Genomic DNA, 18404 nt, shown 5'->3' with positions numbered 1-18404 from the left:
AATAGGGCCTGGCTGATAGAACGCGCCTTGTAGCTGATACTGCCCGTTTTCCAACACGTATACGATTACGTTTTCAGGCCAGGATCAACCATCCAGTATTCCTCTACCTCATTTTCCTCGTAGAGGTCAAACTTAGTTTTGCTGTCGTGCGCCATGCTGCCGAGGCTCAGGATTTCGATGATCCAATTGGGGTACCCACGCAGCCGAATTCGTTGAGCTTGGAAGGGTCGCAGACAACGCAGAGGTCGGGCTGTACGGTCGCGTCGCCGTTGGAGGCAGCTTTGATGAGACGCATATTGAAGGGCGCAAAAAAGACTTCGCATTTGTTGGTATCAAGTTGCTGGTCAATGGTCCATACCGGGTGGCGGCCTACCTTCTGATGGCGTACCCGCAGCGTGGGCTCATGCGCCGGATTTCCCTCTAATTAGCTCCATGAACTCGCTGAGCCGCCACGTAAGGTAGTCGGCGTAGGTGTACATTTTGGCAAAGTCGAGTTGAGAAATATCTGTGATAGTTGGCATGGCGAAGTGGGGTTGCGCTGATAAAGCAGACACGAGACTTTGCGTTACACTTACCTTTTTAACCCTGTATCTTGCAGCCATGAAACGGCGCACCAGCATACGGCTCCTCGTAGCACTAGGACTGCTGATTGTGCTGCTGTTCGGCCTCAACTGGGCGTTTCCCCTACTCCCTACCCCGCGCTACTCCCCCCTGGTGCTGGCCGCCGATGGCACGGTGCTGCACGCCTACCTCAACCCTACCCAGAAGTGGCGGATGAAATCGGAACTACGGGACATTACGCCAGCACTCCGAGCGGCAATTATAGAGAAAGAAGACCGATACTTTCGTTACCATTTGGGGGTGAATCCCGTGGCGGTAGTGCAGGCCGCCGGGCGCAACCTGCTGGGCCACGGACGCACCACCGGAGCCAGCACTATTACTATGCAGGTGGCGCGGCTGCTGGAACCCAAGGAACGCACCTTGGGCAACAAGCTGCTGGAAATGCTGCGCGCCGTGCAGTTGGAGGCACATTATAGTAAGGATGAAATCTTACAGCTCTACCTGAATCTGGTGCCTTATGGAGGCAACATTGAGGGCGTGAAGTCAGCGGCGCTGCTCTACTTCCAGCAGCCTCCCCACTACCTCTCGCTGGCCCAAACCGTTACACTGGCCATTATCCCGAATCGCCCTGCTAGCCTCGTGCTCGGCCGCGACAACGGCAGGATCATGCAGGAGCGCAACCGCTGGCTCCGGCGCTTCGGCCGCGCAAAGCTATTCTCACAGAAAGACATCAATGACGCCTTGTTGGAACCGCTCGATGCCCAGCGCCACGCTGCGCCTACCCTAGCCCCGCACTTGGCGCGGCGACTGGTACGGCAGTTTCCACGGGAGGCCATCATCCAGAGCACCTTGCAGCGCAGCCAACAGGCCCGCGCCGAGGACCTGACGCGCAACTACGTGCGCCGCCTGCACGAGCTAGGCATCACGCAGGCCGCCGTACTGGTGGTGAATAACCGCACCCGACAGGTAGAGGCCTACGTCGGCTCGGCCGATTTCCGGGACTTTGCCGGGCAGGGGCAGAACGACGGCATCACGGCCATACGCTCGCCGGGCAGCACGCTCAAGCCGTTTCTTTACGCCCTGGCGCTGGACCGCGGCCTGGTCACGCCCAAGCTGCTGCTACCCGATGTACCCACCAACTTCCAGGGCTACCGCCCCGAAAATTTCGACAAGCACTGCCAGGGCGAAGTGACGTTGGAGCGCGCCCTGGCCTACTCCCTCAACATTCCGGCCGTGCGCGTGCTGCAAGAGGTGGGCGTGCCTACCTTCACCGAGAAGCTGCAACGAGCCGGCTTCCGCAGCATCACCCGCAACCGGACACGGTTGGGGCTGAGCAGCATTCTGGGCGGCTGCGGAGCTAGTTTGGAGGAACTAACGGGGCTTTATGCAGCACTGGCTAATGGGGGGAGATATGCGGAGTTGCGACGGGTAGCACCCCGCCCCCCAGCCCCACACTCGCTTGATGTGCGACATCCTCCAGGAAAGGGGGAGCCGAACGGTAAGCAGGAATGCAGTCGTCAGGCTCCCCCTCGCCCGGATGGGAGGGTGCTTGTCTCCCCCGCCGCCGCTTTCCTCGTCACCGACATCCTCTCGCAGCTTACCCGCCCCGACCTGCCCATCAACGCCACTAGCAGCCTGCGCCTACCTAAGATAGCCTGGAAAACCGGCACCAGCTATGGCCGCCGCGACGCTTGGAGCATTGGCTATAATAAGGAATACACGATTGGCGTATGGGTAGGGAATTTCAGCGGACAGGGCGCGCCTACCCTGACGGGTGCCGATGTAGCCACGCCCCTACTCTTCGACCTGTTCAATACCCTCGCCTATAACTCGCCCAACAACTGGTTTGCCCCGCCCGCGGCGCTGGATTTCCGGCTGGTGTGCGCCGAAACCGGCCTAGTACCGGGCGAGAACTGTCCTAACCAAGTAATCGACTACTTCTTGCCCAACGTGAGCAGCGGGCGGCGCTGCCAGCACCAGCGCGAGGTGCTGGTGTCGGAAGACGGAGCGTTTGCTTACTGCCGGGCTTGTGCGCCGGCTGCGGGCTACCGGCGGTTGCTCTACCCTAATTTGCTACCTGAGGTGGCGGCCTACAAGGAGGCACAGGGCATTCCGTACCGCCGCCTACCCCCGCACAACCCGCAGTGTCAGCTGGTGCGCGGCGGCGCCGAGCGGGCGCCGAGTATCACCTCGCCCCTACCCAATACCGAGTACGTGCTCGACCGCCACGAGCACCAGCAGCTCCTGCTTAGCTGCACCACCGATAGCGAGGTACGGCAGGTGCATTGGTACGTGAACGACCAATTTCTGCGGACCGCCAACGCAACCGAGCGGGTATTCTTTCGTCCTTCGCCGGGTCCACTGAAAATTTCCTGCGCCGACGACCACGGCCGCAACGTGGATGTGCAGGTGTTGATAACGGAGCAATAGAACTTCCGCATAGGGTAGCCAGATATCCTCCTGCATAAAAAAATATCAAACTGCAACCATCTGTATTACAGATGTAAACTCCTGTGCTACAGCAGGATTTACACAATAATAACCTGGTCAGTTAAAACATTCTGTATTCCGAACGGGTACATAACGGGCTTGCGCTCCGCCGAAACCAGTTTCGGTGGGCTACGCAGCCCCGGTAAAACGACTGCATTACATGATACAAGATGTACTAGGGATAATGCCCCGGCCCCTCCACTGGCTTCGCATTAGCCCCCGGCACTGGCTGGCTGCCTTGGCCATGCTGCTGGTGCTGCATGGCGCCTCGGCCCAACCGACAACCGCCCCCGTAGGCCAACCCCTGCCCGCCAATGCTACCCTCGACCAATGCGTTGAGTTTGCTTTGCGCAACCAGCCCCTCGTACGCCAGTCGCAGCTGGATGAGCGCATTGCCGACCGCAACATACGCATCGGGCTTTCCTACTGGCTGCCGCAGATCAATGGTACGGGTGTATATACCCGGAACATTCAGCTCCAGGCATCGGTGCTGCCCGTCGATTTCACTGACCCTGCGGCTGGTCAGCGCATTGTGCGCTTTGGCCTGAAAAACGTGTCGACAGTAGGCTTGCAGGCTACCCAGTTGCTGTATAGCAACGACGTGTTGCGGGCTGCCCGCTCGGTGCGGGCCACCCGCCTGAACTACGCGCAGACGACGGCCCTCAACAAAATTGATGTAGTGACCAACGTTAGCAAAGCGTTCTACGACATTCTGCTGACCGAAGAACAGCTACGGATTTTGCTGGAGGTGTTGCAGCGGCAGGAACGCCAGGTGCGTGATGCCAAAGCGCAGTACGAAGTAGGCATTGCCGATAAAACCGACTTTCTGCGGGCTGATATTTCGTTGAAGAATGCAGCGGCACAGCGGCGCAGTCTGGTGGCCGCGCTGCCCGGCAAATACGCTACCCTCAAGCAACTGATGGGCATTGAAGCGGGCAATAACCTGGCGCTTAAATACGACACGCTGGAAATGGTTCGTCAAACGTTGCTGGATACCACCGTGCAACTAGCCTACGAGAAGCGGGTGGAAATTCAGCAGCTCCAGACGCAGAAGCAGCTTCAGCGCTATACCATCGATTACTACCGTTTCGGCTTCCTACCCTCACTGTCGAGCTACTACAACTACAACCGGGTATACCAGGACAACGATTTTTCGGAACTGTATAAGCAAGCCTTCCCCAACCAGCAGGCAGGTTTGCAGCTGGCCCTACCCATTTTCACAGGCACGCGGCGCTTGCAGAATCTGAAAATTGCGGAGTTGCAGGACGAGCAGTTGGACCTGACCATCTTCGACGCCAAAAACCAGATTAACAGCGAGTTTGAGCAAGCTATGGGTGCTTACAAAGGCTCCCTCAACGAGTTCTACACGATTGAGCAAAACGTGGCCGAGGCCAAGGAGGTGTACCGCATCTTGAACCTGCAATACCGCGAGGGCCTGCGCACGTTCCTAGATGTGATTATTGCCGAAACCGACCTGCGCACGGCCCAGCTCAACTACTACAACGCGCTGTTCAACGTGCTATCCACGAAGCTGGACGTGCAGCGGGCATTGGGCAACATTACCTTCAATCAGAATCAGTAAACAACGAATCCCATGACGTGGAATTCTAAGCGAGTGTGGCCCATGTTTGTCAGCAGTGCGCTGCTACTAGCCAGCTGCGGCTCCAAAGACGAAGAAGCACAACAGCAAGGTCCGCCCCCGGCCGTGCCAGTGGCCGTATATAAAGTGCAAAGCGAAGACGTGGTAAGCACCGATACCTACCCCGGCACGGTAGTACCCCTGAACGAGGTGCAGCTACTGGCCGAGGTAACGGGTTTTCTGACCAATATCTACGTGCAGGACGGCCAGCGCGTGACTAAGGGCCAGAAGCTGTATACCATTGACCGCACCCGCTACGCTGCCGCCGCCAACGAGGCCCAGGCCCAGCTCGACGTAGCCAAAACCAACTACGACCGCGCCGTGCAGGATGCCCAGCGCTACGAGCGCCTCGATAAGCTCGATGCCGTGGCCAAGCAGCAGGTTGATATTGCGCAGGCCAGTCGCGCCAATGCGGCCTCGCAGGTAGAAGCCGCCCGCGCCAACCTGCGCAGCGTGAACCTCGATTTGAACCACGCTACCATCACGGCCCCCCTCACGGGCACCATTGGTATTTCACAGGTGAAACTGGGCGCCTTGGTTACCCAGGGCCAAACGCTGATCAACACGGTATCGGCCGAAGACCCGATTGCGGTGGACGTAAACATTGGCGAAGCTGATATCACCCGCTTTCTGGAGCTGCAACGCAACACCAACGCCCGCCAGGACTCCTTGTTCACTTTGCAGCTACCCGGCAACCAGGAATATGCAATGCCCGGCAAGATTGTGACGGTAGACCGCGCCGTGGACCCGCAAACCGGGACGCTGCGTGTGCGCGTGCAATTCCCGAACCCCAAGAAGCTGCTGAAAGCCGGCATGAACGTGTCGGTGCGCGTGCGCAACCAGGACAACGGTAACCAGCTCGTGATTCCGACCAAAGCCCTTGTTGAGCAGCTCGGTGAGTTCTACGTGTACGTGGTAGGCGACAGCAACAAGGTAGCCCAGCAGAAAGTAGCAACGGGCGCCAAAATACAAGGCAAAACGGTGGTGCGCGGCGGCTTGAAGCAAGGCCAGACCATTGTGAGCGACGGCGTGCAGAACCTGCGCCAGGGCGCCGTAGTGCAGGTAGGCGACCCCAGCCAACCCGCCGCCGCGCAAGGCCAGGGCCAGCCCGCGGCTTCGGGCAAGTAGATTTTAAAAAGGCCGTCATGCTGAGCTTGTCGAAGCATCTCGCGTGCTGACGGCAGAGACTAGCTTTCATCAGCACGCGAGATGCTTCGGCAAGCTCAGCATGACTGATGAAGTACAGTACACCGCTTCCTTGCTCAGCATGACGGTCAACATCAGCAACGATACGCGCGCTCTTCCTCCGCGCCCTACTTTATGATTTCAGACGTATTTATCCGGCGCCCCGTCACAGCCATTGTGGTGTCCATCGTCATTGTGCTGATTGGGGTGCTGTCCATTCTAAACCTGCCCATCAGCCAATACCCCAACATCTCGCCGCCGGTGGTGCAGATTTCGGGGAGCTTCACGGGGGCCGATGCCCTCACGGTGGAGCAGACGGTGATGACGCCCATTGAAACGCAGGTGAACGGTACGCCCGGCATGGCCTACCTGCAAAGCAACGCCACCAGCGACGGCAACCTGTCGTCGAACGTGACGTTCGAAATCGGCACCGACATCGACATTGCTACCCTCGACGTGCAGAACCGCGTGAGCGTAGCGCAGCCCCAGCTGCCCGACGAAGTGAAACGCCTGGGCCTGACGGTGAAAAAGCGGAACCCTACCATCTTGATGGTCGTGGGCCTGTATTCGCCTAAGGGTAGCCACAACGTGCAGTTTCTCGATAACTACACCAACATCTACGTACGCGACGCTCTGTTGCGTGTGAAGGGGGTAGGCGACGTGACCAGCATCGGGCAGGACTTCTCGATGCGCGTGTGGCTGAACCCTGATAAGATGTCGCAACTGGGCCTGACCGCCACCGACGTCACCACCGCCCTGCGCGAACAGAACATTCAGGTGGCGGCGGGCTCGGTGGGTTCGGCGCCGCAGTACGGTTCGCAGGCGTTTGAGTACACCATTTTCGTGAATGGCCGCTTGAGCACCGCCGAGCAGTTCGGTGACGTGATTGTGCGCACCGACCCGCAAACCGGCTCGCTGGTGTACCTGCGCGACATTGCCCGCATTCAGCTAGGCAGCTTCAGCTACTCCCGCGCCGCCACCGTGAACGGGCAGCCCGCTACCTTGCTGCTCGTGAACCAGGTGCCCGGCGGCAACGCCCTGGAAACCGCCGATGGCGTGAATGCGGCTTTGGAAGAGCTGTCGAAGAAGTTTCCGCCAGACGTGGCCTACCGCGTGCCGTTTGAGTCGGTAACGGTGGTGCGCGTGTCGATTGAAGAAGTGCTGCACACCCTGATTGAGGCGCTGGTGCTGGTAACGGTGGTGGTCTTCGTATTCTTGCAAAGCTGGCGCGCTACCCTCATTCCCATTCTGGCCGTGCCAGTGGCTATCATCGGCACGTTCATCCTGTTCATTCCGCTGGGCTTCACAATTAATACGCTCACGCTCTTTGGATTCGTACTGGCTATTGGTATCGTGGTCGATGACGCCATTGTAGTGGTAGAAGCCGTGCAGCACTACATCGACACCGAGAAACTCTCGGCGCGCGAGGCCACCGAAAAGGCCATGAAGGACATCACGGCGCCGGTTATTGCCATTGCCCTGATTCTGGCGGCGGTATTCGTGCCAGTAGGCTTTATTCCAGGCATTGTGGGGCGCCTGTATCAGCAGTTTGCCATCACCATTGCTATTTCGGTTATCCTTTCGGCTTTCATTGCCTTGTCGCTCACACCGGCTTTGTGCTCGTTGCTGATGCGCCCATCGGAGCAAAATGCCGATGCTAAGGGCATCAATAAGCTGTTTTACAAGTTCAACCAGTGGTTTGCGCGCGTTACGCACTCTTATTCCAATGGGGTGAAGCGCAGCCTGAAATTCACGCCGCTGGTTATCATTCTGCTGGTGTTGGTATATGCAGGCACGTTTGGGCTGTTCCGTGTGAAGCCCGGCGGGTTTATCCCGACGGAGGACGAAGGCCGCTTGTACGTATCCATTGAGTTGCCAGCGGGCGCAGCCAGTAGCCGCACCCGCGCCGTGATGGCCCAAATGTCTAAGATCTTCCAGGAGAAGGCGCCGGCTGTCAACAACTACTCTGGCATTGCGGGCCTGAACGCGCTGAACTTCTCCTTTAAGCCCAGTAGCGGCACCTACTTCGTGCAGCTCAAACCCTGGGACGAGCGCAAAGACAAGGCCTTACAGTTGGAAGGAGTGATAGCCTCGCTGCAAAAAGAGTTTTCGGTGATCAAGGGCGCCAATATTCGAGTGGTGCCGCCACCGGCTATTCCGGGTCTAGGCAACACGGGTGGTTTCAGCTTCCAGCTGGAGCAACGTGAAGCCGGTACCGATATCAAGGCGTTTGAGGACAACATCAACAAGTTTGTGGCCGCCGCCAACCAACGCCCCGAGATTGCGCGGGCCTACACCTTCTTCACGGCCCAAACCCCTGGTTACCAAGTAACCGTGAACCGCGAGCAGGCTAAGAAGCTGGGTGTGCCGCTCACGAACATCTTCAACACGATGTCGACGTTCATGGGCTCGGCTTATATCAACGACTTCACTAAGTACGGCCGCAACTTCCGGGTAGTGGCGCAGGCCGATACCGCCTACCGGCAGAACATCGACGACCTGAATGGCTACTACGTGCAGAATGCCCAGGGTCAGCAAATTCCGTTAGGCTCGCTCATCACCTATAAGTTGGTGGAGAATGCGCCGCTGATTTCGCACTTCAACCTGTTCCGCTCGGCCGAAATCAACGGCGATGCGAAGGAAGGATATAGCTCCGGCCAGGCTATTGCGGCCTTGCAGGAGGTAGCCGCCAAAACCCTACCCGCCGACTACGGCTTCGACTTCTCGGGCCTGAGCCGCGAGGAACTGAACGCTGGCAACAGCACCATTATCATCTTCGGCCTCTCCATTCTATTTGTATTCCTGTTGCTGGCGGCGTTGTATGAGAGCTGGTCGATACCGTTCTCGGTGTTGCTATCGGTGCCGCTGGGTGCCTTTGGTGCCATTGTAGCCCTCACGCTTATTCCTCGCCTCACCAATAACGTGTATGCACAGATTGGTCTGATTACGCTGATTGGTCTGGCCGCCAAAAACGCCATTCTGATTGTGGAATTTGCCAAGGAGCGCGTAGACGTTGGCGTGCCGGTGATGGAAGCTACCATTGAAGCCGTAGAGCTACGCTTGCGCCCCATCATCATGACCTCGCTGGCCTTTATTCTGGGCGTACTGCCGCTGGCCTTCGCCTCAGGTGCGGGCGCGGTGTCGCGCCAGACCATCGGCTGGACCGTGACGGGCGGTATGCTAGCGGCTACCTTCCTCGCCATTTTTGCTGTGCCAGTGCTGTTCCTGAACATCACCAAGCTGGCCTACGGCAAGGAAAAGCTGGCCGAGATGTCGAAGGACTATAACCCCGAGGAGCACGGCCACGCCCAGCACGGCTCGCAGGAGTCCAATACGCCGCCCGAAGGCCCATCGGAAGGCAATAAGAAAAACGACAAACAGACCGAAAAGCAGAAGCGCGACGAGCAAACGCCGCCAGAACTGGGCACGTAATCTGTTTTTTCTTGTCATCCTGAACGCAGTGAAGGACCTTCTTACGTAAGAACGACAGCCGTACCAACGACTCGTTCTTACGTAAGAAGGTCCTTCACTGCGTTCAGGATGACACTGTATCTTAGCACACTATGAAACACGTTGCCTTTGCTGCCTTGCTTCTGCTCGGTACCGCTCCTATGCTCCACGCCCAGCAGGTTTTGCCCCTTTACAAGGGAACCGTTCCTAATTCTAAACCCAGCGAAGTGAAGGAAGCCAGCGTTACGCTGGCCAACGGTGGCATACGCATCAGCAACGTAGTACAGCCTACCCTCACAGTCTTTCTAGCTCCGGCCGACAAAGCCACTGGCACGGCGGTTATCATCTGCCCCGGCGGCGGGTACGCGCGCCTGGCCATCGACCACGAGGGCTACAACGTAGCCAAGCGCCTGAACGACATGGGCGTGACGGCTTTCGTGCTGAAGTACCGCCTCCCCAACGACCAAAGCCAGCCGGACAAAAGTACGGCCCCGCTGCTCGACGCCCAGCAAGCCCTTCGCATGGTACGCGAGCAGGCCACCGCGTTTAGAATAAACCCCAGTCGGATTGGGCTGATGGGCTTTTCGGCGGGCGGCCACCTGGCCAGCACGGCCGGCACGCACTTCGCACAGCCCGTGGATACGAAAGCCGGTAACACCTCGGTGCGGCCCGATTTTCTGATGCTGCTCTACCCAGTCGTTAGCTTCTCGGATAGCCTGGCGCATGCGGGCTCGCGGGATAATTTGCTGGGCAAAAATGCGCCGGCTGATCAAATAAGGCTATACTCCAACGAGTTGCAGGTGACGGCCCAAACGCCGCCTACCTTTCTGGTGCACGCCCAGGACGACAAGACCGTACCCGTGCTGAACAGTCTAGTGTTCTACCAGGCCCTCACCCACCACAAAGTACCCGCCGAAATGCACCTCTACCCCGAGGGCGGCCACGGCTTTGGCCTGCACAACCAAACCACCCAAGACGACTGGACCGAGCGCCTGCGCAACTGGCTGGCGGCCAACGGCTGGCTAGCAAAGTAACTTCGTGCAATCCTGTTACAGTACAAAGTCCCCGGCAGCCACTGCCGGGGACTTTTACTTTCATAAAACAAAAAAATCTAGTTGGCAGTATGCACCGTATATGCCTCCTGTGTCCTCAAAGCAGGCAAAACCAGTGTGGCACAATGCTTGCAAAAACTTGTCAGAATCAAATACTGATTTCTCACCTTAACGATCTGTCATCATGAAAAAGGCCAGTTATATCTTCCTCGTCATGCTTTTCTTATTTGCAGCGGTGCGCCCCGAGGCACATGCGCAAAAGAGAATCAGTACGCAAGCTAAAGGCACTATCATTGGTGCGGGTGCGGGCGCCTTGGGCGGGGCTCTCATTCATAAGCGCAACCGAGCGGCGGGCGGCGTGGTAGGTGGTGTGGTAGGCGCCGGTGCTGGCTACGCCGTGGGCAAGCACATCGACAACAAACAGAAAGAGCGCGCCCGAATAGCGGCAGCCAACCGTGCGGCGGCCCAACGCGCCGCCGCTGCCCGTGCCACGGCCGCTCGTAAGGCATCTGCTACCAACGGGGTAGCCGCTGCTCCTGCTGCTATGGCGCTTACTTCAGCCTCGGCCCAGCCAGCTGCTGCCAGCACCGTATTGGCCAATGGCTACTTGGTGAATACCACCTACGGGGAGCGGGATACGCCCTACCCTACTTCCGAGTATCGCCGCAAGAGCTGGTAATTCGAGCTGGTTTGCTTCGGAAAGCTCAGGCCTGTGCTTGAGCTTTCCGCTTTTTTTGTCTTCCCTACCTTTTACTTTTTTATGAGAATCCTTTTTGGTCTACTGCTTGGTGGCGCGTTGGCGTCGTGCTCTTCCAATACGGCCACCGATGCCGTGAATGTGCAAAGCCTCAACCAACAGTTTGTTGGTGCCTGGAACAGTAAGAACGCGGCCCAGCTTGATTCGCTCCTGGCCGATGACGTGCAGTTTGTGCAGGGCGAAACCCATTACAAAGGCAAGGCTGAAGTAGCCGATAAGTGGGTAAAAGCTACCATTGGCACCATTGCCAACCTGAAAACCTACACCGCCAGCTCCAGCGCCGATACGCAACTCGCCTACGACGCCGGCACCTTCACGGCCGAGGTATTGCCCGAAACCGCTGGTGCTCCTCAAGGCGAAGGCGAAGGCAACTACATGCTGCTTTGGAAAAAGGACGCCAGCAATAAATGGAAACTCAGCTACGCTCAACTCGAAGATTTGCCCGTGCAAGTGAAGTAATTTCAGCCTTGGAAACATGCGCTGATAGTTGATCTTGCATTCTCTACCAGTATCAAACACAACGCCCCCGCTACTGAGAGTAACGGGGGCGTTGTGTTAAAGCGAAAAGCGCGTCTAGCTTAGCTAAAAGCGTCCTTTACGTTGCCAATGATGGTATCCGTGATGGTCATCTGCTCCGTTTGGGCGTGGCCTTCGGGTACGGGTGGGGCCAGCTTGGGCTCGTCGCCGTAGGGTTGGGCTTTCAGAACTGAGAACTCGCCATTGCCGTCGATGCTGGGGCCATGCGTCCAGCGGCCTTCGGGCGTGCCCGAACCATCGATATTAGGCGTGATAAAGGCGTAACTGAACTCCTGGTTTTCCTTGCTTTGTGGGAAGGAGTTAGGAATGGGTAAGCCTTTGGCGCCGCCTAGCTCTTCAATTACAGCCAGCCACTGCTGCTGGTGCATAGTGTCGCGGGCAATCATAAAGGACAGCATGTCTTTCATGCCGGGGTCGTCGGTGATTTCCCAGAGGCGGGTAGCCAAAGCACGACCGGTGCTTTCGGCAGCTACGTTGGTATACATATCGGCCATCAGGTTGCCGCTACCCACTACATAGGCACCGCTAAACGGTACGCCTTCTGAGTCGTAGGCCAAGGCGCCCAAGCCAGCCGAGAGGAACTGACGTGGGTTCATGCCACCTAATACAGCGCCTACTACGCCATCTTGCTTAATAGCTGATTCTTGTACGCTTAGGGGTGCGCCTTCCAGATTGAGGGCCACGGCCGTAGCCAGCATTTCAATGTGCGAAATTTCCTCGGTGCCGGTGTCCAGCAACATGTCGCGATATTTCACCGGGCCACGAGCGTTCCAGGCCTGAAACAGGTACTGCAAACACACACGCATTTCGCCTTCAATGCCGCCAATGGCTTGTTGCAACATACGCGCAAACGCCGGATTTGGCTTCTCGACCCGCACTTTGTACTGGGTTTTCTTATCGTGGTAGAACATAGGAAAGGTGTAGGTGTGGAGAATAGAGCCACAGTCACGCTGTGGTTCCCTATCTATACGCCTCCCTACACTGCCATAACGATTCAGAAAATACGGATTTTAGAAACACTATTTTGGCCTTGCTTCTCCGTATAAATCCCGAAAGACCGAAGTTATACGGGTTTACCGTGTAACATTCGGGTATTCCTCGCCATCGAATACCGGCGTGAGGTCACCTGACTCTTCTTCCGTGAACATGCGCGAGCGAATCAGGAACCGCACGCCCAGCGGAATTTCCAGCGAAAAGCTGGCGCCCCTACCCTTCACCACATCTACCGTAAGTTGGGTATGTTTCCAATACTCAAACTGGCTGGCCGACATAAAAAAGTCGCAGCTGTGTATGCGGCCCAGCCACACGTCATTGGTTCCTACCCGAAACTCGCCCGCGACAAAGCACATCGGCGAAGAGCCGTCGCAGCAGCCGCCACTCTGATGAAACATCAGCGGGCCGTGCTCGTCGCGCAGCAAGTCGATGGTGGCTTCGGCGGCGGGAGTAACGAGGACGCGGGCGGTAGGCATGGGTAGGAAGTAAGGTAGGAGCAAAGGCTACTTGGTTTTGCGGGCGTAGGTATACACGGCGCCCGTACGCTGCTCGCGCACCAGCACCAGCTTGTTCGGCGCCATTTCGTCGGGCCGGCTCACCCATTCATAGGCAAGTTGGCGCTTTGCATCCCACACGCGGCGGCGGTTGCCAGCGCTCGAAATGCTTTTTTGCAGGCTATTCGGCATAGGCTCGGTGGCGGGAGGCGGCACTGTGGCAATACTGGCACTGGTTTGCGCTTCCACTTTCTGAAGCGTCCAATCGGGGTTTTGCTGATGAGGCGCTGGTAGCAGTTGCGCCTGCGCCGCCGAAACCGTGCTGATGACAGTGAGAATACTCAGTAAGGGTTTCATAGTCAGGTGTATAGTATATTGATATGTTAGAGACGCAACTCACTGTGAAAAGGATGCTTGTTTGCGAAAACGTCTGTCATCCTTCATCTGGCGTCCGCTTGCGAAGGACCTTCTCACGCATGAACAATGCACGACTAATAGCAATTGAGTCTGTTTTGAATAAGCTAAGGCAATTAAAGGACATTTTGCTGTCAATAAACAACTCTATACTTTTAATTAAGTATATTTAATTATTCATCATTAGTATCTGAACCTCAAATGTTTCGACTATGAAAAACATCATTTTATTCCTACTCACAACATTGCTTCTGACCGCTAGTAGTTTTACAGGTCCAAAAGCGCCAACAACAGAATCTTCAAGAATTGAAGTTATATTCAATCGGCAACTCACCTTTGATGATGTTGTTCAAATCAAACAACGTTTACTATTAAGAGGCATCACATTGAGATACAACAAGCTCTCATTTGACGATAATGGTAAGCTTACTGCTATCGATTTTCATGTGGATTGCAACGATGGTATCTCTGGTAGTGCAGAAGAAAGCAACCTTACTAATGATACTCGCATGGGTTTTTACCGTGATTATTCAGACACGGCTAAAATCAAATTTGCCACTGGTAACTTCAAAGGGAGACTTTGACACAAATCAAATAGTTTGTTATTTATTAAAGTTAAAAAGAGCACCGGCAATTCAAGTTGCCAGTGCTCTTCTGCTTTAAACCATTACTAAAAGAACCCTAGCTTCTGCTGGCTGTAGCTGATCAGCATGTTCTTGGTCTGGCGATAGTGCTCCAACATCATCTTATGGTTCTCACGGCCGAAGCCCGACTTCTTATAGCCACCGAAGGGCGCACCGGCGGGATAGTCGTGGTAGCAGTTCACCCACACGCGGCCGGCCTGAATGGCGCGGGGCACCTGGTATAGCTCGTGCGCGTCGCGGGTCCAGACGCCAGCGCCGAGGCCGTAAAGCGTGTCGTTGGCTATTTCGATGGCTTCGTCTACTGTTTTGAAGGTAGTAACGGCCAGTACTGGACCGAAGATTTCCTCTTGGAAAATCCGCATTTTGTTGTGGCCGCGGAACACCGTGGGCTGAATGTAGTAGCCTTCAGCCAGGGCGCCATCTTCCTGATGGTAGGCGTCGCCGCCGGTGAGCACTTCGGCGCCTTCGTCCTTCCCGATTTCCAGGTAACTCAGGATTTTCTCGAACTGGTCGTTGCTGGCCTGGGCGCCCATCATGGTTTCTTTGTCTAAGGGGTTGCCGAGCTTGATGGCCTCCACGCGCTCAATTACGCGGGCAATAAACTCGTCGTAGATGTCTTCCTGCACCAGCATCCGCGAGGGGCACGTGCAGATTTCGCCCTGGTTGAGGGCAAACATCACGGCGCCTTCAATGGCTTTGTCGAGGAAGTCGTCGTCGGCGTCCATCACGCTCTTAAAGAAGATGTTCGGCGACTTGCCGCCCAGCTCCATTGTCACGGGAATGATATTCTCCGATGCGTACTGCATAATCAGGCGGCCCGTAGTGGTTTCGCCCGTAAACGACACCTTCTGGATGCGCGGCGACGAGGCCAGTGGCTTGCCGGCTTCCAGCCCGAAGCCGTTCACCACGTTCACTACCCCAGCCGGCAGCAAGTCCTGAATCAGCTCCATGAGCACCATAATGCTGGCGGGCGTTTGCTCGGCGGGCTTCATCACCACGCAGCAGCCGGCGGCCAGGGCAGGCGCCAGCTTCCAAGTAGCCATCAGCAGCGGAAAGTTCCAGGGAATAATCTGCCCTACCACGCCCAGCGGCTCGTTGATATTCAGCGACAACGTGTTTTCGTTTAGCTCGGTGGCGCTACCTTCTTCGGCCCGAATGACACTGCCGAAGTAGCGGAAGTGGTCTACCACCAGGGGTAGGTCGGCGTTGAGGGTTTCGCGGATGGCTTTGCCGTTTTCCACGCACTCCACGGCAGCCAGGTGCTCCAGGTTTTCCTCGATGCGGTCGGCAATTTTCAGCAGCATGTTGCTGCGGGTGGTAGCCGACGCATTTTTCCAGGTTTTGAAGGCTTCGTGGGCGGCATTCAGGGCCAACTCAATGTCCTCTTTGGTGGAGCGGGCTACCTTGGTAAAGGCCTTGCCATCAATGGGCGACGGGTTATCAAAATACTGCCCTTTGGTGGGTGCTACCCACTTGCCGCCAATGAAGTTGTCGTAATGGTCTTTGAAGGTAGGACGCTCCACCAGCGTGGTAGTTTTTTCCATCGTTTCCATAAAAGCGGGAGTTTTAGAGTGTGTTCGGATAGGGGCAAGCTACTTTTTACTCTGCCGAAAAAGATGTACTATTCTCGCAGTAAAGCGTTCTATTGTCGCAAGTTGCCTTGACCTTGTGGTTCAGCATGCGTATTTCTGCAAACGATTTCTGTTCGCTGCACCAGAAATACTTGAAACCACTCTTTTGCTCCACCCATCTGCTCTTTCACCATGTCCTACCCTACCCTGTTGCACCCGCTCCACACCCACGAGCAGCTGACTACACTGGTTGAAAACCGTACGGTGTACTCGCTGGATGCTTTCGAGCTGAACGTGTTTGAAACCCACCGCGTGGCCGAGCAGGTGCCCCTGAGCATGGGCCATCTGGTGCTCACTACCATGCTGCGCGGCAAGAAGGTGATGCACCTGCCCGGTCGCCCAGCGTTCGACTACCTCCCCGGCGAATCGGTGCTGGTGGGCGAAAACCAAACGATGGTCATCGACTTCCCGGAGGCCACCGACGAGGCGCCTACCCAGTGCCTGGCCGTGGCCATTCCCACCGAAACCATCCAGCAAACCGTTGATTTGCTGAATGAAGAATATCCGCACGCCGAGGCGCACCTCCCCTGGCACCTCGATACCGCCGAGCACGCCCACCTCACCAACACGCCGGAACTGACGGGCACCTTGGAGCGCCTCGTGCAGCTCTCCCGCGATACGGGCCGCGTGAAGGACGTACTGGCTAACTTCACTATTCAGGAAATGCTGGTGCGCCTGATGCAGACCCAGGCCCGGCAGCTGCTCTTTCACAACTACGCCCGGCACGCTACCTCACACCGCTTTGCAGCCGTGGTACAATACATCAAGCAGCACCTCGCCGACAAGCTCACCATCGACAAGCTCAGCAACCTGGCGTGCATGAGCAAGGCTACGTTTTTCCGGGTGTTTCGGCAGGAGCTGGGCATCACGCCCGTAGAATATATCAACCAGGAGCGCTTGGCCGAAGCCAAACGCCTGCTGCGCCAACCCCTTGCCTCGGTGGCCGATGTGTGCTACCGGGTAGGCTTCACCAGCACGGCCTATTTCCAGCGCTTGTTCAAGCAAACCGAAGGCCTCACGCCGGGCGCCTACCGCAAACGCTGCCTCTGAAACGTGCCGTCACAACCATTGCCGGCGCTTGGTAGTTAGTAAACCTAACCCGGTTGTTCGGGTGCGTTTTGCTCTTGCGTTATGCCTACTTCGCCGGCCGCTGTGCCGCTTGCTGTTGCCGCTCCTGATCGGCCTGTTCCTACTACCCAGCCACCCATTGCACCGGCGTTGGTGTGGCTCATGGCCATTACCTGCGGACTGGTGGTGGCCAACCTCTACTACAATCAGCCCCTGCTGGTCGAAATCAGCGACACGTTTGGTATTACGGAGGGTAGGGCCAGCCTGGTAGCCACGGCCACGCAGGTAGGCTACACGCTGGGCCTACTCTTCATGGTGCCGCTCGGCGACAAGCTGGAACAGAAAAAGCTGATTATCCTGCAATTGTTGGGCGCAGCGGCCTGCTTAGTGGTGGTGGCTGTGGCGCCTACCTTTGGCATTCTGCTGACTGCCAGCTTGCTTACCGGCTTGTTTTCCTCGGTGCCGCAACTGTTGATGCCCCTGGCTGCTCACCTCGCCAACGACCAGGAGCGTGGCCGGGTAGTGGGTAAGGTAATGAGCGGCTTGCTGATTGGTATTTTGCTTTCGCGCACCATCAGCGGCTATGTGGGGGCGCATTTTGGGTGGCGCACCATGTTCTGGGCAGCCGCGGCTACCATGGTGGTGCTCAGTGGCATCCTGCTTTTGATGCTGCCCCGGCATCAGCCGCTGTTCAGCGGCAGCTACAAAGAGCTGCTCCGCTCCTTAGGCAACCTCACCCGCGAGCAACCGCTGCTGCGGCGCTCGGCGCTGGTAGGCGCCTGCATGTTTGCGGGCTTTAGTGCGTTCTGGACTACCCTCGTGTTCTTTCTCGAAAGCCCCGCTTACGGCTACCACAGCGACACGGCCGGTCTGTTTGGTTTGATTGGGGCGTCGGGTGCGCTGGCTGCGCCGCTGGCTGGCAAATCAGCCGATAAGCGCGGTGCCGAATACGCGTTGGGCGGTGGTATTTTGCTTTTCCTGGGTGCTTATGTGCTGCTAGCGCTGAGCGGGCATTACCTCGTCGGGCTGATTATTGGGGTCGTCGTTCTCGATGTGGGGCAGCAGCTCACGCACATTTCCAACCAGTCGCAGGTGTTTGCGCTGGTGCCCGAGGCCCGCAGCCGCCTCAACACGGTGTATATGACGGCCTCCTTTATCGGCGCTTCAATAGGCTCCTACGCCGGCGGGCTGGCCTGGACGGCCTTCGGCTGGCCGGGCGTATGCGGGGTAGGGCTGGTATTTGTTGGCACGGCCTGGCTGGTTAATCGGTTCTACGGGCGGTAGGAAGGGTAAGAGGGCAAGGGGCGAGGAGAGTTAAGAAGGGTGTCATCCTGAGCGGAGCGAAGGACCTTATTACGTTGAAACGATTTGTTATTATACCTGTCGTTCATACGTAATACTATCCTTCGCAAGCTCAGGATGACACTCTTCTTAACTCTCCTCCCTCCTTACCCTCCTCAACTCACTCACCATTGCGCCTCCGGATGAC

Annotated in this window: 15 protein-coding genes; 10 read left to right on the top strand and 5 right to left on the bottom strand. The window is 57.0% G+C overall.

The features are described 5' to 3' along the window. Window positions 1-65 precede the first annotated feature (65 nt). The gene (locus KYK14_RS22170) at window positions 66-155 is read right to left on the bottom strand and encodes a Uma2 family endonuclease (RefSeq protein ID WP_246601805.1); all 90 of its coding nucleotides are present in this window, start codon (window positions 153-155) and stop codon (window positions 66-68) included. Window positions 156-600: 445 nt separating this feature from the next. Between KYK14_RS22170 and pbpC the strand changes: the two genes are divergently transcribed. From pbpC to KYK14_RS11500, 7 genes are all read left to right on the top strand, one after another. Next, window positions 601-2991, top strand: coding sequence for a penicillin-binding protein 1C (gene pbpC, locus KYK14_RS11530; RefSeq protein WP_219158963.1), 2391 nt, complete (start codon window positions 601-603; stop codon window positions 2989-2991). 244 nt (window positions 2992-3235) lie between these two features. Beyond that, complete coding sequence (locus tag KYK14_RS11525; protein WP_185282609.1) at window positions 3236-4633, top strand: TolC family protein; 1398 nt, start codon at window positions 3236-3238, stop codon at window positions 4631-4633. A gap of 12 nt (window positions 4634-4645) precedes the next feature. Continuing rightward, window positions 4646-5818, top strand: a complete 1173-nt coding sequence (locus KYK14_RS11520; protein WP_219158961.1) for an efflux RND transporter periplasmic adaptor subunit — start codon at window positions 4646-4648, stop codon at window positions 5816-5818. A 192-nt stretch (window positions 5819-6010) separates the two neighbouring features. After that, complete coding sequence (locus KYK14_RS11515) at window positions 6011-9307, top strand: efflux RND transporter permease subunit (protein WP_219158959.1); 3297 nt, start codon at window positions 6011-6013, stop codon at window positions 9305-9307. Window positions 9308-9438: 131 nt separating this feature from the next. Beyond that, window positions 9439-10359: an alpha/beta hydrolase gene (locus KYK14_RS11510; RefSeq protein ID WP_219158958.1), complete on the top strand. Its 921-nt coding sequence runs from the start codon at window positions 9439-9441 to the stop codon at window positions 10357-10359. Window positions 10360-10591: 232 nt separating this feature from the next. After that, a complete protein-coding gene (locus tag KYK14_RS11505; protein WP_243900287.1) occupies window positions 10592-11056 on the top strand; it encodes a glycine zipper domain-containing protein in 465 nt (154 codons plus the stop codon). Between the two features lie 81 nt (window positions 11057-11137). Beyond that, on the top strand, window positions 11138-11593 hold the full coding sequence (locus tag KYK14_RS11500) for a YybH family protein (protein WP_219158956.1): 456 nt from the start codon (window positions 11138-11140) through the stop codon (window positions 11591-11593). A gap of 119 nt (window positions 11594-11712) precedes the next feature. Here KYK14_RS11500 and KYK14_RS11495 read toward each other — a convergent pair whose 3' ends face one another. The 3 genes from KYK14_RS11495 to KYK14_RS11485 all read right to left on the bottom strand — a co-directional run bounded on the left by KYK14_RS11495 (window position 11713) and on the right by KYK14_RS11485 (window position 13515). Then, window positions 11713-12582, bottom strand: coding sequence for a manganese catalase (locus KYK14_RS11495; protein WP_185282603.1), 870 nt, complete (start codon window positions 12580-12582; stop codon window positions 11713-11715). Between the two features lie 162 nt (window positions 12583-12744). Then, entirely contained in the window at window positions 12745-13140 is a 396-nt protein-coding gene (locus KYK14_RS11490) for a DUF779 domain-containing protein (RefSeq protein WP_219158984.1), read from the bottom strand. A 27-nt stretch (window positions 13141-13167) separates the two neighbouring features. Next, a complete protein-coding gene (locus KYK14_RS11485; protein ID WP_219158954.1) occupies window positions 13168-13515 on the bottom strand; it encodes a hypothetical protein in 348 nt (115 codons plus the stop codon). 269 nt (window positions 13516-13784) lie between these two features. Between KYK14_RS11485 and KYK14_RS11480 the strand changes: the two genes are divergently transcribed. Continuing rightward, complete coding sequence (locus tag KYK14_RS11480; RefSeq protein ID WP_219158952.1) at window positions 13785-14156, top strand: hypothetical protein; 372 nt, start codon at window positions 13785-13787, stop codon at window positions 14154-14156. 86 nt (window positions 14157-14242) lie between these two features. On the opposite strand, the gene KYK14_RS11475 is transcribed toward KYK14_RS11480, so the two are convergent. Then, window positions 14243-15769, bottom strand: coding sequence for an aldehyde dehydrogenase family protein (locus tag KYK14_RS11475; RefSeq protein WP_219158950.1), 1527 nt, complete (start codon window positions 15767-15769; stop codon window positions 14243-14245). A 210-nt stretch (window positions 15770-15979) separates the two neighbouring features. On the opposite strand from KYK14_RS11475, the gene KYK14_RS11470 reads away from it, so the two are divergent. Both KYK14_RS11470 and KYK14_RS11465 read left to right on the top strand, forming a co-directional pair. Further along, window positions 15980-16897 carry an AraC family transcriptional regulator gene (locus KYK14_RS11470; RefSeq protein WP_219158948.1) on the top strand — a complete coding sequence of 306 codons (918 nt, stop codon included), beginning with the start codon at window positions 15980-15982 and terminating at the stop codon, window positions 16895-16897. Between the two features lie 81 nt (window positions 16898-16978). After that, the gene (locus tag KYK14_RS11465) at window positions 16979-18199 is read left to right on the top strand and encodes an MFS transporter (protein WP_246601804.1); all 1221 of its coding nucleotides are present in this window, start codon (window positions 16979-16981) and stop codon (window positions 18197-18199) included. Window positions 18200-18404: the final 205 nt, after the last annotated feature.

It is taken from the genome of Hymenobacter profundi (assembly GCF_019334315.1).
In the GTDB taxonomy this organism is placed as follows: domain Bacteria; phylum Bacteroidota; class Bacteroidia; order Cytophagales; family Hymenobacteraceae; genus Hymenobacter; species Hymenobacter profundi.
The sequence above is the reverse complement of the archived record's forward strand: the minus strand, read 5'-3'. Positions and strand labels throughout refer to the sequence as shown.

Coding starts and splice junctions, on each gene's coding strand:
- KYK14_RS11480 (WP_219158952.1), top strand. CDS start 13,785: ATGAAAAACATCATTTTATTCCTACTCACAACATTGCTTCTGACCGCT.
- KYK14_RS11525 (WP_185282609.1), top strand. CDS start 3,236: ATGCCCCGGCCCCTCCACTGGCTTCGCATTAGCCCCCGGCACTGGCTG.
- KYK14_RS11475 (WP_219158950.1), bottom strand. CDS start 15,769: ATGGAAACGATGGAAAAAACTACCACGCTGGTGGAGCGTCCTACCTTC.
- KYK14_RS11470 (WP_219158948.1), top strand. CDS start 15,980: ATGTCCTACCCTACCCTGTTGCACCCGCTCCACACCCACGAGCAGCTG.
- KYK14_RS11505 (WP_243900287.1), top strand. CDS start 10,592: ATGCTTTTCTTATTTGCAGCGGTGCGCCCCGAGGCACATGCGCAAAAG.
- KYK14_RS11510 (WP_219158958.1), top strand. CDS start 9,439: ATGAAACACGTTGCCTTTGCTGCCTTGCTTCTGCTCGGTACCGCTCCT.
- KYK14_RS11495 (WP_185282603.1), bottom strand. CDS start 12,582: ATGTTCTACCACGATAAGAAAACCCAGTACAAAGTGCGGGTCGAGAAG.
- KYK14_RS11500 (WP_219158956.1), top strand. CDS start 11,138: ATGAGAATCCTTTTTGGTCTACTGCTTGGTGGCGCGTTGGCGTCGTGC.
- KYK14_RS11465 (WP_246601804.1), top strand. CDS start 16,979: ATGCCTACTTCGCCGGCCGCTGTGCCGCTTGCTGTTGCCGCTCCTGAT.
- KYK14_RS11490 (WP_219158984.1), bottom strand. CDS start 13,140: ATGCCTACCGCCCGCGTCCTCGTTACTCCCGCCGCCGAAGCCACCATC.
- KYK14_RS11515 (WP_219158959.1), top strand. CDS start 6,011: ATGATTTCAGACGTATTTATCCGGCGCCCCGTCACAGCCATTGTGGTG.
- KYK14_RS11485 (WP_219158954.1), bottom strand. CDS start 13,515: ATGAAACCCTTACTGAGTATTCTCACTGTCATCAGCACGGTTTCGGCG.
- KYK14_RS22170 (WP_246601805.1), bottom strand. CDS start 155: ATGGCGCACGACAGCAAAACTAAGTTTGACCTCTACGAGGAAAATGAG.
- KYK14_RS11520 (WP_219158961.1), top strand. CDS start 4,646: ATGACGTGGAATTCTAAGCGAGTGTGGCCCATGTTTGTCAGCAGTGCG.
- pbpC (WP_219158963.1), top strand. CDS start 601: ATGAAACGGCGCACCAGCATACGGCTCCTCGTAGCACTAGGACTGCTG.